The organism is Nocardia blacklockiae, from assembly GCF_015477355.1.
In the GTDB taxonomy this organism is placed as follows: Bacteria; Actinomycetota; Actinomycetes; order Mycobacteriales; family Mycobacteriaceae; genus Nocardia; species Nocardia blacklockiae.
Window position 1 is genome coordinate 350,667 of the sequence record NZ_JADLRJ010000003.1, and the last position, 16,557, is coordinate 367,223.

Here is a 16,557-nt window from a genome sequence, read left to right on the forward strand (position 1 = left end):
GGCCGGGCTCAGTCCCGGCCGAGGGACTCGAGTTCGGTGCGCAGCCCGGCGACCTCGGCGGCCAGGTCGTCGCGGAGCTGTTCGCGTTCCCGCAGGCTGAGGCGGAGGCTGTCGATGGTGTCGTTCATGGCGGCGAGTTTGCGGTCGGCGCCTTTCAGATGCCATTCGACCACCGCGCGGCGGTCGACGTCGGCGCTGGCCTTCGCGACCCACTCCACCACGTAGTCGAGCCATTCGGGCTGCTTGGGCATCTCCTCGGGGGCGTCCCAGCCGCGGCGGAGGGCGGGCTTGGCGGACAGCACCCGCTCCGGCTCGGGGCCCGGCGTCTGCAACTGCACGAGCGTGAGTTTTCCGGCGCTCGTCACGACGGCGGTGATGCGGTAGCGCCCGGCCAGGTGCATGTGCAGCTCCGCGGTGCCGCGACCGTCGGCGTCCATGGCGCCGAGCCACGGGCCGGTCGCGGCGTCGAGAATCGACTCGATCACCCCGAGCTGACCGACGCCGCGGCGCAGTCGGGTCGCGCGTTTGCGCAGGTCGTCGGCCGTGGCGGTCATCTGATCCCAGTGCATCGCACCCCGCTTCCTCGTTGATCGGCGATCGGGATCCGGACTCCACGAACATAGTTGCCCGGTCGTCGTCGCGGGGACCGACCTGCGGGGTCGGTGTCGGCGAACTCGCGTTTTCGCGGGTCAGTGCGGGTTTCCGGTGGCGCGGTAGACGCGCCAGTCGCCGATGTCGGAGATATCGATGAGGCTCGGCGAGCCGAGCTGGTCGCGGCGCAGGACGGTGGCCAGGCAGGCGGTGCCGTCGTCCAGTTCGATGAGGCCGAGTTCGAGTTCGGGGGGTTCGGCGGGGATCAGGTTGTCGCGCAGGATCTCCATCGGGACGTCGTACACCTCGCCGGTGACCGGGCGGCCCGCCGTGTCGGTGGCGATCATCGCGGGGAAGCGGTCGCCGACGGAGTAGTAGCGGTATTTCGGGGCGCTGCGGGCGCGGCGCAGCAGGGGCGCGCCCGCGAGCTGGTCGTGCAGGCGGCCGCCGCGCATGCCGTCGCCGTTGAGGAACATCAGGACCATGGGGGTCTCCGTTTCGGTCAGGTGGCGGAGTAGCGGTCGTGCAGGGCTTGCCGACCGGCCGCGGTGAGTGGTCCGTAGAGCCGGAGCCGGGCGATGCCGCCGTCGGGAAAGATGTTGAGCCGCACCAGATGCACCGGTCGGTCGCCGGTGAGGCGGTAGCGGTGCGGCGCGTCGGGCTGCGGCGTCGTGCGCGGCAGCAGCGGCACCCGCTCGCCGTCGGCGGTGATGCCGTCCAGCGAGATCTCCGCCGGCGCATTGCCTTTGTAGTGGGTGGTGTCGAGTTCCAGTACCTTCGGGATCGCCTCGGCCGCCAAAGCGACGGTGGCCCAGTCGTTTCCGGCGCCGCGTCGGCGGCGGGTCTCCCAGCCGTCGGCCATGAACCGCGAGAGGCCCGGTTGCAGCATGTTGTTCGGCGGCGAGAAGAAGCCGTCGCTGCAGTCGACCACGCGGCCGCCGTGGCGCAGCGCGGCGAGATCGAAGGGCACGTCGTCGAGCCACCGCGGGTCGGGGACCGCGGTGCCGTGCACCCGCAGGCGGGCGATGCCCCCGTCGGGGTGCATGTTCAGGCGCAGGTGGGTGAGCCGCCGCGCGTGCCGCACCTCGAACACGGTGCGGGTGTCGCCGTCGACGGGCGAGCGCGGGACCACGGTGTGCCAGTTGGCGACGAGCAGTTCTTCCACCGACGGGTGCCCGGCCACGCACGCGCCCTCGACCGACACCTCCGGCGGATAGTTGCCCGCGAAATGAGCGGTGTCGACGACCACGGCGGCCGGTACGCCCGCGATGCCCAGGCGCACCAGCGCCCAGTCGGGGCCGGTGCTGCCGTCGCGCCGTCGTCGGGTCTCCCAGCCGTCGTACTCCTGACCCTTGTTGGTGAAGGTGTGCGGGCGGTACTCCGGCGCCTCGTCCTTGACGAGATTCTCACGCTCGGCGAAGAATTCGTCGCTCGCGGCGACCACGCTGCCGCCGACGCGGCGGGCGGCGAGGTCGGGTAGGTGCGTCCAGTCGGGCATGGGGGCCTTTCGGGGTTGGGGGTTGTGGTGGTTGCCCCGACGCACGGCCCGCCGTGCTGGAGGAAGCCGAAATCGTTGACGGCGGGGCGATTTCGGCTTCCTCTCGCGAGGCGGGGCGTGCGGTGGGCTCAGCGCGGAGTGGTGGGCGCTGTCAGGTGCTGGCGGGCTATGTGCTCGCCCTGGCGGGTGAGGAGCCGGGAGGCGTGCCGCTGGCAGCGGTCCGGGTCGGGTTCGAGGTCGGTGAGGGGGTAGGTGGCGGTGAAACCCGCTGAGCGCAGGTGGTGCTCGTCGAGGAGGAGGCGGCCCGCCACCGCGACGGTCGGGACTCCGGCGCGGGCGGCGCGGGCGGCCACGCCGGCGGGCGCCTTGCCGTGCAGGGTCTGGGCGTCGATCGAGCCCTCGCCGGTGATCACGAGATCGGCGCCGGACAGGGCGCGGTCGAAACCCACCAGGTCGAGCATGATGTCGATACCGCCGGTCCGGCGGGCCCCGAGGACGGCCAGCGCGGCGAAGCCGATGCCGCCGGCCGCGCCCGCGCCCGGACGGTCGGCGGCATCGAATCCGGTGCGGCGGTGGACGAGTCGGGCCCAGTGCGCCAACCCCGCTTCCAGGGCGGCTACCTCGCCCGCGCTCGCGCCCTTCTGCGGGCCGAAAACGGTTGCCGCGCCCGTGTTTCCGAGAAGTGGATGGTCGACGTCGCTGGCCAACACCAGATCCACCGCGCGGATCCGTGGGTCGAGGCGGTGCAGGTCGAGGTAGGCGATGTCGGTCAGCCCGCCACCGCCCGGCCCCGCCGCGCGGCCGTCGGCGTCGAGCAGTGCCGCACCCAGCCCGGTCAGCATTCCGGCCCCGCCGTCGGTGCAGGCGCTGCCGCCCACCCCGAGCACCAGTGTGCGGCAACCCGTGTCGAGTGCGGCGCGGAGCAGTTCGCCGACCCCGGTGCTCCCGGCCGTCAGCGGTGCGGGCGTTCCGCCCGGCAGCCGGGCCAGACCGCACGCCGCGGCCGCCTCCACGACCGCGACGGACCCGTTGTGCGCGAACGCCGCTCGCACCGGACTGCCGGTGGGTCCGCTGACTTCGACTGTGACGCGGTCGAACCCGGCACTCACGGCCGCCGCCACCGTCCCCTCCCCGCCGTCGGCGACCGGAACCCGGCGGAGCTCGGCGTCGGGTCGCACCCGCCGGATGCCGGCGGCCAAGGCGTCGGCGACCTCCGCGGCGGTCGCCGACCCCTTGAACTTGTCCGGGGCCAGTACGATGCGCGGTGCGCCCGAGCCGGTTCGGCCGACCGCACCGCTTCGCGATCCACTCGTGCCGGTCCCGTGGCCTGCCCGGCGCCGCAGGCCGCTCATGCCGGTTCGAATTCCCGTACCGCGTCGATGGCCGGGCCGTGTGCGGTGTTGGCCTCGCGTTCGACCATCACCTCCACCAGGACGGGGCGCGATGTCGCCTCGGCCTGCTTGCGGGCCCAGGCGAGGGCGTCGGCGAGGTCGCCGGGCTCGTAGACGCGGCGGCCCGAGCAGCCGTAGGCCTCCATGATCTTGACGTTGTCGGTGCCGAACTCGTCGTAGTGGATGTCGACCTGGTAGTTCATCTCGTAGGGCAGCGACGCCTGCCGGATCAGGCCCAGGTACTCGTTGTTGACCATGACGATCACGAACGGCACGTCGTACTGGGCGGCGACCGCCAGCTCCTCGACCAGGAACTGGAAGCCGTAATCACCCACCACCGCAACGACTTCGGAGCCGGGGCGGGCCGCCTTCACGCCGATGGCGGCGGGGATCTCCCAGCCCAGCGGCCCCGCCTGCCCGCAGACCTGGTAGTGCCGCGGCAGGTAGGTCCGCTGGAACTGCCCGGACCAGATCTGATACAGCCCGATGGCGGTGACGAAATAGGTGTCCTCGCCGAAGGTTTCGTTGATCTCCTTGAACACGCGCGGCGGCTTGATCGGCGTGACGTCGAAATCGTCGCGCCGGGTGAGGGTGCCGCGCAGCTCGGCCAGCCGCGCCGCCCAGGCCCCGAAATCCTTGCGCTGCTTGCGGTTGCGCGCCTCGGCCAGCAGTGCGGTGAGGAAGGGGCGAACGTCGGACACCACGCCGAGATCGGGTCCGAACACCTTGCCCAGCTGGGTGGGCTCGATGTCGACGTGGATGAACCGGCGGTCGCCGCGGTAGACGTCGAGCGTGCCGGTGTGCCGATCGCCGAAGCGGGCGCCCAGCGCCAGCACCAGGTCCGATTCCAGGAAGGCGGCGTTGGCCCAGCGCTGGCTGGTCTGCACGCCCGTGATGCCGGCGAACAGCGCGTGGTCCTCGCGGAACGCGCCCTTGCCCATCAAGGTCACCTGCACCGGCACGCCGAGCAGTTCGGCGAGTTCGGCCAGTTCCGCGTGCGCGTCGCCCAGGATCACGCCGCCGCCGGCGAGGATCAGCGGCCGCTCCGAGTCGAGCAGCATGTCGAGGGCGCGGGCGACGCGCGGCGGATGCGGCAGCACGCGCGTCACCGGCAGCGGCGCGTCGATGCTCGCGTCCCACTCGATCTCCTGCTTCTGCACATCGATCGGCAGGTCGATCAGCACCGGCCCCGGTCGGCCCGACCGCGCGATCCGGAAGGCCTCGCGGAAGATCCACGGCGCCTGCGCGGCCTCCTTCACCTGCACGGCCCACTTGGTGACCGGCTCGGCGATCGCGACGATGTCGACCGCCTGAAAAGCCTCCTGGTGCAGCTTGTTCGACTCGGCCTGTCCCGTGATGCACAGGATCGGAACGGAATCCGCGTGCGCGGTGTAGAGGCCGGTGATCATATTGGTGCCCGCGGGACCGGAGGTGCCGATGGCGACGCCGACGTTGCCGGTGGTGCGCGCCCACCCGTCGGCCATGTGGGTGGCGCCCTCCTCGTGGCGGACGATGAGATGCCGCATGTCGGTGCGGCGCATGGCGTCGTAGAGCGGCAGGATGGCGGCGCCGGGGCAACCGAACGTCACGTCGACGCCCTCGGAGAGCAGCACATCCAGCACGGCCTGCATGACCGGAACTTTTGCCATTGTTCTTCCCTTCTGAAAACTATTGCGCGCCACGGCCGTTGAGGTTCTCGACCACCTTCAGCAGCGCCGAATGGTCGAGCGCGCCGTAGCCCTGCGCGCGGCCCGCGGCGACGAGCGAGGCCACCAGCGCACCGGCGGGCAGCGCGATCCCGGCCTGCCGCGCGGCGTCGGTGACGATGCCCATGTCCTTGTGGTGCAGGTCGATTCGGAAGCCGGGGGCGAATTCGCGCGCGACCATGGACGCGCGTTTGAGTTCGAGGATCCGGCTGCCCGCCAGGCCGCCCGCCAGCACGTCCAGACCCTTCCCCGGATCGACGCCCAGCGCCTCCATCAGCACGATCGCCTCGGCCACCAGGGCATAGGTGCCGCCGACCACCAGCTGGTTGGCGGCCTTGACGATCTGCCCGGCTCCGTGCCCGCCGACGTGCACGAACGTCTTCCCGACGGCCTCGAATACCGGTGTGGCGGCGGCGAAGTCGTCCGCCGTGCCGCCGACCATGATGGACAGCACACCTTGCTCCGCACCGGCCTGGCCGCCGGAAACCGGGGCGTCGAGTACTCGGAAGCCCTCTCGCGCAGCGGCGTCGGCGAGCGCGATCGCACTCTGCGGCCGGATGGTCGAGAAGTCGATCAGCAGAGCGTTTTTCGGCGCGTGCGCGAAGACGCCGTCGGCACCGAGCACCACGTCCTCGACCTCGGGGTGATCGGGCAGCATGGTGACGACGATCTCGGCGTCGCGGACCGCCTCGGCGACGTCGGCGGCCCGCTTGCCGCCCTCGGCCACCAGCTTGTCGAGCGCCGCGGCGCCGAGGGTGTAGCCGGTGACCTCATGGCCGGCCCGGACCAGGTGGCCCGCCATCGGCGAACCCATGATGCCGAGGCCGATGAATCCGATCTTGCTCATTGCGATGCTCCTTACGCGGTGGGCAGCCAGGCCAAGCTGTCGGCGCTGGCGCCGGTGGGGACGTATTCGGCGGCGACGTGGCCGCGGTAACCGGCCGCGGCGAGCTTGCCGACGTAGCCGAAGAGATCCAGCGCGCCCGTGCCCGGCTCGTGCCGTCCGGGGGCGTCGGCGATCTGCACGTGGGCGATGCGGTCGGCGTAGCGCTCGACGACCTTGTCGAGGTCGTCGCCGTTGGTGGCGAGGTGGTAGAGGTCGGCGAGCAGGCCCAGGTTCGCCGCCCCCTGCGCGGCGCGGACCCGGTCGAGCACGCCGACGACGTCCGCGGCGGACTTCAGCGGGTAGGCCGCGATGCCGCTGACCGGCTCGAGCAGCACGGTGCCGCCGATGCCGGCGAGCGCGCGGGCGGCGAAGGCCAGGTTGCGCACGGCCAGGTCGTCCTGTGCGGCGGGGTCGACGCCGTCGATCCGGTTGCCGTACAGAGCGTTGAACGCCCGGCAGCCCAGCCTGTCGCCGATCCGCGCGGCGACGGCGACGCTGTCGGCGAACTCCTGTTCGCGCCCGGGCCACGACACCAGTCCGCGGTCGCCGCCCGGCATGTCGCCCGCGAACAGATTGAGCCCGACGAGCCGCACACCGGCCTGCTCGACGGCGCGGACGAACTCCTCGACCTCGGCGTCGTCGGGAGTGGCGGTGGCGAACGGCCACCAGAATTCGACCGCGTCGGCACCGGCGGCCCGCGCCGCGGCGGGCCGGTCGAGCAGGGGCAGCTCGGTGAACAGGATGGACAGGTTCACCGCGTAGGGGAGTGGGTGTTCGGTCATGCGGTCTTCTCCTGGGTCGGGCAGCGCTGCCGTCCGGGCGGACGGGCCCGGTGATTCGGTGACGCCGGTGCGTGGACCGGGGTGAGGTGGCCGCGCGTATCGGTCTCGCGGCGGGGACGCGGCTTCGACGCCGACGTCTCGGATATTTCGTATTGCGGAATACAACTTCCGTAATACGACGGTAGCGGCTCGAGTATGTGACGGTCAACACTTCGGTCGAATTTCGGTTCGGCGTGCGAGATGCCGTTGACAGTCCGGCGCGTCCACCCGTAGATTCAGCGCTAGTGGAACTATGATTCCGCTATACGAAATGATTGCGACTCCCGGCTCGCCGGGCGGAGGTGTCCGGTGCCGGAACCGCTCCCTATCTCCCGAATCAACGCGCTACCGGCTCCGAGCTGGCGGCGCATCCTGGAAGGTGTTGTAGGCCTTGCGGAATGGGCCGACGCGGTGAGTGCCGCGCGGCCGTATGCCGATCGTGCCGCGCTGCTGGACCTGGCCGAGCGGGCGGTGCTCGCGCTCGACGCGTCCCAGGTGCGGCGCGCGCTGGCCGATCACCCGCGCATCGGCGCGCGCACGATCCCGGGGTCCCGGGCGGCGCACGAGCAGTCCGGTGTCGACGCCGCCGACACCGACCTGGCCGAGCGGCTGCGGGTGGGAAACCTCGCCTACGAGAGCAAGTTCGGCCACATCTACCTCGTGTGCGCCGCGGGGCGCGGCGGGGCCGAACTGCTCGCCGATCTCACGGCTCGGCTCGACAACGATCCCTCGAACGAAATAGCCGTCACCCGAAAGGAACTCGCCGCGATCGCGCGAGTACGACTGGAAGGACTGGTGATTCCATGAGCCGCAGTGCCATCACCACGCACGTGCTCGACACCGCGGCCGGTCGTCCGGCGCGAGATATGCCGGTGCGTTTGGAGTTTCGCGAGCCGGACGGCTGGCGGCCGATTGGCGACGCGTGCACCGACGCCGACGGCCGCGTCTCCGTCCTCGGCCCCGAGCGCGTGGAGGTGGGCGACTACCGCCTGATCTTCGACACCGCAGGCTATTTCGGCGAACGCGAGCACTTCTTCCCCGAGGTGACCGTCACCTTCACCGTCACCGATCCCGCGCAGCACCACCACGTGCCGCTGCTGCTGTCCCCGTTCGCCATCTCCACCTATCGAGGGAGCTGAATTCCCATGGCCATCCAGCTCGGGCCCAACCAGTACGGCAAGGCCGAGAACCGGCTCGTCCGGGTCTACCGCGACACCGCGCGGCACAGCATCCGCGACCTCAACGTGTCCACGTCGCTGCGGGGCCGGTTCGCCGACGCCCACATCACCGGCGACCAGCGCGACATCCTGCCCACCGATACCCAGAAGAACGCGGTGTTCGCCTTCGCGAAGGAACGGGGGGTGACCGAGATCGAGGACTTCGGGCTCACCCTCGCCGACCACTTCATCGCCCGCTGCCCGGGCGCGGACGGTGCGCGTATCGAGATCGACGAATTCGCCTGGGACAGAATTCCGGTCGACGGGCTCGGGCACGACCACTCCTTCGTGCGCAGCGGCGGCGGCGTGCGGACCACGGTGGTCAATGTCGACGGTGTCGGACCGGATCGCCGCGCGTTCGTGGTCTCGGGCATCAAGGATCTGGTGGTGCTGAAGACGACCGGCTCGGAGTTCCACGGCTTCTTCAAGGACCGGTACACCACCCTGGCGGAGACCGACGACCGGATCATGGCCACCTCGCTGGTCGCGCGCTGGCGCTACGACCACACCGACGTCGACTGGGACAAGTCCTTCGACTCGATTCGCTCGATTCTGTTGCGGCAGTTCGCCGCCGTGCACTCCTACGCGTTGCAGCAGACGCTCTACAGCATGGGGCGCGCGGTGCTCGAGCAGCATCGCGAGGTGGCCGAGATCCGGTTCTCCGCGCCCAACAAGCACCACTTCCGTTACGACCTGGAGCAATTCGGGCTCGACAATCCCGGCGAGGTGTTCATCGCCGCGGACCGGCCCTACGGGCTGATCGAGGCCACCGTCGAGCGCGACGACGCCACCGCTCCCGGCCGGGCCTGGCACGGGATCCCCGGCTTTTGCTAGGTCCGCGCGCGTCCTGACCCGGTGCGTGCGCTGGTTCTTCCATTTCCTAGACTCCGAATTCCGCGATGCGAACTTCCGCAAAGCGGAACCGGGCTGCGAAAATGGTGGGCGAGCCCACCGACGAGGGAAGGATCGCCGTGACCGAAGCGCGTCCGCGGAGCGGCGGGGTGCAATCCGTCGACCGCGCCTTCGAACTGCTGGAGCTGGTGGCCGACGCGGGCGGTGAGGCGACGCTGTCGCATCTCGCCGAGGCGTCCGGGCTGCCGCAGCCGACCATCCACCGGCTGCTGCGCACCCTGAGCGCCGGCGGCTACATCCGCCAGCAGCCGTCGCGGCGGTACTCGTTGGGGCCCAGGCTGATTCGGCTCGGCGAGACCGCGAGCCGGGTGCTCGGCGCCTCGGCCGGACCGCATCTGACCCGGCTGCGCGACCGGACCGGCGAGACCTCGAACATGGCCGTGCTCGACGGCGATCAGGTCGTCTACGTGGCCCAGGTGCCCTCGCCGCACGCCATGCGGATGTTCACCGAGGTAGGTCAGCGCGTGGACCTGCACTGCACGGCCGTCGGCAAGGCGGTGCTGGCGGCGCTGCCCCCGGACGAATCCGACCGCATCCTGTCCCGCATCTCGATGAGCCCCCGCACCCCGCACACCCTGACCGACCCCGCGGTGCTGCGCACCGAGATCGACCGCGTCCGCATCCAGGGTTACGCGCAGGACGACGGCGAACAGGAGATCGGCGTCCGCTGCTACGCCGTCGCCGTCCCCGACGCTCCCACCCGAGCCGCCATCTCCATCTCCGGCCCCCAATCCCGAGTAGCGGGCCTGGACATGAACACCATCATCCCCCTACTCCAGCAAACCGCCACCGCCCTCGGCCGAGACCTACTGTCCCAGAGCTGAATTCGGCGCGGCGAACGCGTCCGGCGGGGAGTGGTCCGAGCGGGACCGAAGAGATCGTGGAGCGGATGACGGGATTCGAACCCGCGACCCTCACCTTGGCAAGGTGATGCGCTACCAGCTGCGCTACATCCGCATCGTGCCCTTGGGGCGACGGGATAAAACGATAGCGGATGGGGCTCGCGATCGGCGAATCGGCTGGTAGGGGCGGTTCGGGTGGGTGGTGGGGTCCGCAGGGGAGTCACAGCAACTCCACAGCGTGGCCGGACGGGGGACTCAGTCGGTGGCTCGACGATGGGGTCGAGACACGAGAGGACCGATTATGACCACCATCGAGGCTCCCGCCCGGCGGGAGACGCCCCCGCCCCCGAGCCCGCCGGACAGCCGGCGGCACCGGCACCGCCGGGCCTCGGGACCACCCGACCGGCCGCGCTGGGCGCGGCCCGCGCTGCTGGCGCTGTTGCTCGCGACGGCCTTCGCCTATCTCTGGGCGTTGAGCGAAAACGGTTGGGCCAACGACTATTACGCGGCGGCCGCGCAGGCGGGCACGCAGAGTTGGAAGGCGCTGCTGTTCGGGTCGCTGGACGCGGGCAACGCCATCACCGTCGACAAGCCGCCCGCGTCGCTGTGGCTGATGGGGCTGTCGGGACGGCTGCTCGGGTTCAGTTCCTTCTCGATGCTGCTGCCGCAGGCGCTGCTGGGCGTGGCCTCGGTCGGGCTCGTCTATGCCGCGGTACGTCGCTGGAGCGGGCCCGGCGCCGGATTGCTGGCCGGTAGCGTGCTGGCGTTGACCCCGGTGGCCGCGCTGATGTTCCGCTTCAACAATCCGGATGCGCTGCTGGTGTTCCTGCTGGTCGCGGCTGCCTACTGCACCATGCGCGCCACCGAGCGCGGCAGCGGGCGCTGGCTGGCCCTCGCCGGTGCGGCGATCGGGTTCGGCTTCCTGACCAAGATGATGCAGGCGTTCCTCGTGCTGCCCGCGTTCGCGCTGGCCTTCCTCGTCGCCGCGCCGATCGGATTCTGGCAGCGGATCGGCAAGCTGCTGGGCGCGCTGCTGGCGGTCGTGGTGTCCGCGGGCTGGTACATCCTGCTGGTCGAGCTGTGGCCGAGCGGTTCGCGGCCCTACATCGGCGGTTCCACCGACAACAGCCTGCTGGAGCTGGCGTTGGGCTACAACGGTCTCGGCCGGGTGCTCGGCGGCTCCGGCAACGGCGGCGGCGGTGGAGGCGGCGGTGGCAACACCGGCTTCGGCGGCAGCACCGGAATCTCCCGGCTGTTCGGCGATTCCATGGGCACCGAGATCTCCTGGCTGCTGCCCGCGGCGCTGATCGGTCTGCTCGCGGGGCTCTGGCTCACCCGTCGCACCCCGCGCACCGGGAGCACCCGGGCCGCGCTGATCCTCTGGGGCGGTTGGCTGCTCGTGACCGGCGTGGTGTTCAGCTTCATGCAGGGCACGATCCACCCGTACTACACGGTCGCGCTGGCGCCCGCCGTCGCCGCGCTCATCGGTGTCACGGTCACCGAATTGTGGCGGGCGCGAGGCGGTTTCGTGCCGCGTGCGGTGCTGGGCGGCATGCTCGCCGCCACCGGTGTCTGGAACTTCGTGCTGCTGAACCGGACTCCCGACTGGTTCCCCGCGCTGCGGTGGGCGGTGCTGATCGGCTGCGTCGCGGTGGCGCTGGTACTGGTCGTCGGCGCACACCGGCTCGGCCGCCTGACAGTGGTCGTGGCCGCCGCGGGTCTGCTGTTCGGACTGGGCGGCGCCGCCGCCTACACCGTCGACACCGTGACGACCGCGCACAGCGGCTCCATCCCGACCTCCGGCCCGCAGACCGGACGCGGCATGGGCGGCGGCATGGGCGCACCCGTCGGCGACGGGTCCGCCCGCCCGGACGGTGACGGCCGCTTCGATGGCACGGGCGAGCGCCCGTCGGACAACGCGGCTTCCGAGGGTTCGCCAGGCACAACCCCCGGCACCTCGCCCCAAGGCTCGGCGGGTGCGGCGTCCGGCAGTACGACCGAGGGTTCGCCCGGCACAGCCTCGGGCACCTCGTCCCAAGGCTCGGGGGGTACGGCCTCAGGCACCACGGCCGACGCCTCGGCGGCGGGTGGTACGGCCCAAGGCTCGGCGGCAGGTGGTGGGATGTCCTTCGGCGGTACCGCGAGCAACAACGCGGAACTGCAAGCGCTGCTGAAGGATACGAGCAACCGGTGGGCCGCGGCGACGGTGGGCGCGCAGTCGGCGGGCAGCCTGGAGCTGTCCACCGGGACCTCGATCATCGCGATCGGCGGCTTCACCGGCAGCGACGACGCACCGACGCTGGCCCAATTCCAGCAGTACGTCGCGAACGGCGAGGTGCGCTACTTCATCGCGGGCGGCGGCATGGGCGGACCCGGCGGCGGTTCGGGCTCGGCGTCGGAGATCACCGCCTGGGTGCAGGAGCACTTCACCGCCACGACGGTCGGCGGCACCACGGTCTACGACCTGACGAAGCCGATCTCCTGAGGGCGGTTCCCGCACCGACCCGAACAGGCCCCGCGTCCCACCGGACGCGGGGCCTGTTCGCGTCCGCGCGACCGGAGTGTTCCCCGCCCACCGCCCGATAGCTGCACGTATGCTGCTTGCGTTCGGTGTGCGCGTCATTCACGGGTTCCACAAGCATGTTCCGTCCGCGCGGACGAGTTGCGGGAAACGACCTAGGAGGATGTGTTGACTGCTGTATCTCCGAAACCGGAGGGCCAGCTCGAGGCCGCGCGACCCTTTCCGGCGCGGGGCGGCCCGAAGGGGTCGTTCCTGTACAAGGCGATCACCACGACCGACCCGAAGATGCTCGGTCAGATGTATCTGTTCACGGCCATGACGTTCTTCCTCATCGGCGGCGTGATGGCCCTGCTGATGCGCGGCGAGCTGGCGCGGCCGGGCCTGCAATTCCTGTCGCCGGAACAGTTCAATCAGCTGTTCACCATGCACGGCACGATCATGCTGCTGTTCTACGCGACCGCGATCGTCTTCGCGTTCGCCAATATCGTGCTGCCGTTGCAGATCGGCGCCCCCGACGTGGCGTTCCCGCGGTTGAACGCGTTCAGTTACTGGCTGTATCTGTTCGGCGCGACCATGGCGACGGCCGGTTTCATCACTCCTGGCGGCGCGGCCGATTTCGGCTGGACCGCCTACACCCCGCTCTCGGATATCGTGCACGCGCCCGGCGTCGGCGCGGATCTGTGGATTCTGGGACTGGCGGTTTCGGGTCTGGGCACCATCCTCGGCGGCGTCAACATGATCACCACGGTGGTGTGCCTGCGCTGCCCGGGCATGACGCTGTTCCGGATGCCGATCTTCACCTGGAACATCGTCGTGACCAGCATTCTGATCCTGCTGGCCTTCCCGATCCTGACCGCCGCGCTGATGGCGCTGGCCTACGACCGGCATCTGGGCGGGCACATCTACGACGCCGCGAACGGCGGGCCGATCCTGTACCAGCACCTGTTCTGGTATTTCGGCCACCCTGAGGTGTACATCATCGCGCTGCCGTTCTTCGGCATCGTGACGGAGATCTTCCCGGTGTTCAGCCGGAAACCGATCTTCGGCTACACGGCGCTGGTCTACGCGACCTTCGCGATCGCGGCGCTGTCGATCGCGGTGTGGGCGCACCACATGTTCGCCACGGGAGCCGTTCTGCTGCCTTACTTCTCGTTCATGACCTTCTTGATCGCGGTGCCCACGGGCGTGAAGTTCTTCAACTGGATCGGCACCATGTGGAAGGGGCAGCTGACCTTCGAATCGCCCATGCTGTTCTCGGTCGGCTTCATCGTGACATTCTTGTTCGGCGGTCTGTCGGGTGTCATTCTCGCGAGCCCGCCGCTGGACTTCCACGTCTCCGACACCTATTTCGTCGTCGCGCACTTCCACTACGTGCTGTTCGGCACCATCGCCTTCGCGACCTACGCGGGCATCTATTTCTGGTTCCCGAAGATGACCGGGCGCATGCTGGACGAGCGGCTGGGCAAGTGGCACTTCTGGACCACGTTCGTCGGCTTCCACACCACCTTCCTGGTACAGCACTGGGTGGGCGCCGAAGGCATGCCGCGCCGGTACGCCGACTACCTCCCGACCGACAATTTCACGCTGCTGAACACCATTTCGACCATCGGCGCGTTCATCCTGGGCGCCTCGGTGCTGCCGTTCGTGTGGAACGTCTTCAAGAGCTACCGCTACGGCGAGGTGGTGACGGTGGACGATCCGTGGGGCTACGGCAATTCGCTGGAGTGGGCGACATCCTGCCCGCCGCCGCGGCACAACTTCTACGAATTGCCGCGCATCCGCTCGGAGCGACCGGCATTCGAGCTGCACTATCCGCACATGGTCGAGCGGATGCGGGCCGAGGCCCACGTCGGGTTCGGCCGCCACGCGCGGGTCGAGATCCCCGACCACCCGGTGGTCCCGCAGTAGGCTGCCGCTCGGACCGGTGGACGGCGGAAAGAGACCGGCACCGCGTTCGTGCCCTCGAGGCGACCAAGGCTCTGTGTTCCCCAGGGACACAGAGCCTGTCGCGTCAGGCCGCGAGATGCCCGGCGCGGGCGCCCGGCAGACCGGCCAGCCGCGCGAGCCGCCGATGCGAGTCCAGCCGGGCCGCGCGGTCGTAGGTGCTGGTGTGGACCAGGAACTCGTCGGCTCCGGTGCGTTCGAGCAACCGTTCCAGTTCCGCGGCGACGGTGTCCTCGGTGCCGGCGATGTGACCGCGCATCGAATCCTCGAACACGCGCCGTTCCCGGTCGGTCATCGCCGCGGGGTCGATGGCCTCCGGCGGCGACAGCGGCGGGAATTCGCCGCGGGTGCGCGAGTACGCGGCCGACCACGCCTCGGGCATCAGCAGTCGCCGCGCCTGCTCGGCGGTGTCCGCGACGACCACCGACCCGGACACGATCACGGTGGGCGTCGTGCCCCACGGGGTGGCTCGGAAGTCCGTGCGGTACCGCTCGATCGAGCGCAGCATGGCGTCCTCGCCGTGTGCGGCCGCGATCACCAGCGGCAGCCCGAACCGGGCCGCGCGTTCGGCCCCGGAACCGATCGCCAGCAGGAACGCCGGCACCCGCAGTCCCTCGGCGGGCCAGGCGTGCACCCCGTGGCGGCCGCTGGTGAAGTAGGACAGCAGTTCGGTGAGCTGGTCGTCGAAGTCGTCGGCGTCGTCTCGGTCGTGCCCGAGCGCGCGCCGGATGCCGCCGGTGAAGCCGACGGACCGGCCCAGTCCCATGTCGATCCGGCCCGGGAACAGCGACTCCAGTACCCCGAACTGCTCGGCGACCACGAGCGGCTGATGGTTGGGCAGCATCACGCCGCCGGTGCCGACCCGGATCCGGTCGGTGGCCGCGGCGACGGCGGCGGCCAGCACGGTCGGCGCGGACCCGGCCACACCGGGCACGCTGTGGTGCTCCGACACCCAGAACCGGTGATAGCCCCACTGTTCGGCGAGCCGCGCGAATTCGACCGTCTCGCGCAGCGCCGCCGGATGCTCCTGATCCCGGCGCACGCGCGAACGATCGAGGACGGAGAACCGCACCGACTGCAACGACGTCATAGTCCTGACAACGCTCGCGGTCGCCGCTGATTCCTCGGCTCACCCCGCGGACGGCGCCACGAACAGGTAGCTCTTCTCCTCCTCGCGGCGCGCGATCCGCCAGTGACCGTCCACGCGGGCGAAGGCGTCGAGGTACCAGAGGCCGCACAGCATCAGGCTCTGTTTGCCCTCGTGGTCGGTCACGAGCATCGGGTTGTGGCACATGGTGCGCCCGGTGGCGTGGTCGCCGTCGACGGTGATCGACGAATTGCTGATCAAATGCTGGAACGCCGGGAAATTCGGCATCGTCTCGGCGAGGAAACGCTTGGTGTCCGCCAGCCCGCCCTTCGGACCGCCCATCGCGGTGTAGTCGATCACCGCGTCGGCGGTGAAGATCTCGTCGAGCAGCTCCCACCGCCGGGTATCCACCGCGTGCGAGTACCGCACCATCAGATCCTCGATCTCCAGCCGGTCCGAGATTTCCTGCAGTGACAACATCGGTGCCTCCTCCCGGTGCCGCGCACCGGCAACCATGTCACCAGGACTCGGCGGCGCGTGCGGCCGGAACCGGGAAATCGGGCCGGTCAGCGCAGGTATTCGGCGAGCAGCGGCACGGCGTCGGCGGGGTGGCGGGCGGCGATTCCCGCGACGACCTGCCGGAACTGCCAGGCCGGGGTCGCGCGCTCGAGCACGCCCATCACCAGGCCGGTGTGCGGCCCGCGCGGCAGGTTGTAGCGGGCGATCTCGGTGCCGGAGACGCCGTCGGCGAGGCGGCAGTACGCGTTGCCGATGTCGTCGAAGGTCTGGTCGGAGTAGCAGGTCACGAGCAGGACGACGGCGTCGACCGCATCCGGCAGCCGGGTGAGGTCGACCGTCAGGACCTCGTCGTCGCCCGGGCCCTCGCCGGTGACGTTGTCGCCGTGCAGGCGCACCGACCCGTCGGCGGTGCCGAGCTGTTCGTGATAGACGACGTCCACCAGTCGATCGCCGTCGAACAACAGCGCGGACGCGTTGAGATCGATCGCCGGCCTGCGGGCGCCGAACCGGCGGCGGGCGGGCGCGGGATCCCAGCCCAGTCCCATGGCGAGATACTCCAGCGGCGTGCCGCCGTCGTCCTGCAGCGGAACGAGCACTCGACCCCCTTCCTCGGGCGACCCGA

At 70.3% G+C, this 16,557-nt stretch carries 16 protein-coding genes and 1 tRNA gene; 6 read left to right on the forward strand and 11 right to left on the reverse strand.

Going from position 1 to position 16,557, the window contains the following annotated elements:
- Window positions 1-8 precede the first annotated feature (8 nt).
- The 7 genes from IU476_RS11155 to IU476_RS11185 form a co-directional block, all read right to left on the reverse strand.
- Window positions 9-569 carry a hypothetical protein gene (locus IU476_RS11155; protein ID WP_195099264.1) on the reverse strand — a complete coding sequence of 187 codons (561 nt, stop codon included), beginning with the start codon at window positions 567-569 and terminating at the stop codon, window positions 9-11.
- Window positions 570-689: 120 nt separating this feature from the next.
- Entirely contained in the window at window positions 690-1,076 is a 387-nt protein-coding gene (locus tag IU476_RS11160) for an allophanate hydrolase-related protein (protein ID WP_195099266.1), read from the reverse strand.
- A gap of 17 nt (window positions 1,077-1,093) precedes the next feature.
- Window positions 1,094-2,089 (reverse strand): allantoicase, encoded by a 996-nt coding sequence (gene alc / locus IU476_RS11165; RefSeq protein ID WP_195099268.1) that lies wholly within the window; start codon window positions 2,087-2,089, stop codon window positions 1,094-1,096.
- Window positions 2,090-2,217: 128 nt separating this feature from the next.
- Window positions 2,218-3,441 (reverse strand): glycerate kinase, encoded by a 1,224-nt coding sequence (locus tag IU476_RS11170; RefSeq protein ID WP_195099270.1) that lies wholly within the window; start codon window positions 3,439-3,441, stop codon window positions 2,218-2,220.
- A complete protein-coding gene (gene gcl, locus IU476_RS11175) occupies window positions 3,438-5,129 on the reverse strand; it encodes a glyoxylate carboligase (RefSeq protein ID WP_195099272.1) in 1,692 nt (563 codons plus the stop codon). The genes IU476_RS11170 and gcl overlap by 4 nt, the downstream gene beginning before the upstream one ends.
- 19 nt (window positions 5,130-5,148) lie before the next feature.
- Window positions 5,149-6,063 carry a 2-hydroxy-3-oxopropionate reductase gene (locus tag IU476_RS11180; RefSeq protein WP_228823560.1) on the reverse strand — a complete coding sequence of 305 codons (915 nt, stop codon included), beginning with the start codon at window positions 6,061-6,063 and terminating at the stop codon, window positions 5,149-5,151.
- Window positions 6,045-6,854, reverse strand: coding sequence for a hydroxypyruvate isomerase family protein (locus IU476_RS11185; protein ID WP_195099276.1), 810 nt, complete (start codon window positions 6,852-6,854; stop codon window positions 6,045-6,047). Before IU476_RS11185 ends, IU476_RS11180 begins: the two co-directional genes overlap by 19 nt.
- A gap of 348 nt (window positions 6,855-7,202) precedes the next feature.
- Here IU476_RS11185 and uraD point away from each other — a divergent pair, with 348 nt between their 5' ends.
- The 4 genes from uraD to IU476_RS11205 all read left to right on the forward strand — a co-directional run bounded on the left by uraD (window position 7,203) and on the right by IU476_RS11205 (window position 9,846).
- Window positions 7,203-7,700 carry a 2-oxo-4-hydroxy-4-carboxy-5-ureidoimidazoline decarboxylase gene (gene uraD / locus IU476_RS11190; protein WP_195099278.1) on the forward strand — a complete coding sequence of 166 codons (498 nt, stop codon included), beginning with the start codon at window positions 7,203-7,205 and terminating at the stop codon, window positions 7,698-7,700.
- Complete coding sequence (gene uraH, locus IU476_RS11195) at window positions 7,697-8,032, forward strand: hydroxyisourate hydrolase (protein ID WP_195099280.1); 336 nt, start codon at window positions 7,697-7,699, stop codon at window positions 8,030-8,032. The genes uraD and uraH overlap by 4 nt, the downstream gene beginning before the upstream one ends.
- 6 nt (window positions 8,033-8,038) lie before the next feature.
- On the forward strand, window positions 8,039-8,944 hold the full coding sequence (gene pucL / locus IU476_RS11200; protein WP_195099282.1) for a factor-independent urate hydroxylase: 906 nt from the start codon (window positions 8,039-8,041) through the stop codon (window positions 8,942-8,944).
- 137 nt (window positions 8,945-9,081) lie between these two features.
- On the forward strand, window positions 9,082-9,846 hold the full coding sequence (locus tag IU476_RS11205; RefSeq protein ID WP_438943995.1) for an IclR family transcriptional regulator: 765 nt from the start codon (window positions 9,082-9,084) through the stop codon (window positions 9,844-9,846).
- Window positions 9,847-9,903: 57 nt separating this feature from the next.
- Here IU476_RS11205 and IU476_RS11210 read toward each other — a convergent pair.
- A tRNA-Gly gene (locus tag IU476_RS11210) sits at window positions 9,904-9,979 on the reverse strand.
- A gap of 186 nt (window positions 9,980-10,165) precedes the next feature.
- On the opposite strand from IU476_RS11210, the gene IU476_RS11215 reads away from it, so the two are divergent.
- Together IU476_RS11215 and ctaD are read left to right on the forward strand one after the other, a co-directional pair.
- On the forward strand, window positions 10,166-12,349 hold the full coding sequence (locus IU476_RS11215; RefSeq protein ID WP_195099286.1) for an ArnT family glycosyltransferase: 2,184 nt from the start codon (window positions 10,166-10,168) through the stop codon (window positions 12,347-12,349).
- 204 nt (window positions 12,350-12,553) lie between these two features.
- The gene (ctaD, locus tag IU476_RS11220; RefSeq protein WP_195099288.1) at window positions 12,554-14,293 is read left to right on the forward strand and encodes an aa3-type cytochrome oxidase subunit I; all 1,740 of its coding nucleotides are present in this window, start codon (window positions 12,554-12,556) and stop codon (window positions 14,291-14,293) included.
- Between the two features lie 103 nt (window positions 14,294-14,396).
- Here the strand turns inward: ctaD and IU476_RS11225 are convergent, their stop codons facing one another.
- The 3 genes from IU476_RS11225 to IU476_RS11235 form a co-directional block, all read right to left on the reverse strand.
- On the reverse strand, window positions 14,397-15,419 hold the full coding sequence (locus IU476_RS11225; RefSeq protein WP_195099290.1) for an MsnO8 family LLM class oxidoreductase: 1,023 nt from the start codon (window positions 15,417-15,419) through the stop codon (window positions 14,397-14,399).
- Between the two features lie 39 nt (window positions 15,420-15,458).
- Complete coding sequence (locus IU476_RS11230) at window positions 15,459-15,896, reverse strand: nuclear transport factor 2 family protein (RefSeq protein ID WP_195099292.1); 438 nt, start codon at window positions 15,894-15,896, stop codon at window positions 15,459-15,461.
- A gap of 86 nt (window positions 15,897-15,982) precedes the next feature.
- Window positions 15,983-16,531, reverse strand: coding sequence for a TerD family protein (locus IU476_RS11235; protein ID WP_195099296.1), 549 nt, complete (start codon window positions 16,529-16,531; stop codon window positions 15,983-15,985).
- Window positions 16,532-16,557 lie beyond the last annotated feature (26 nt).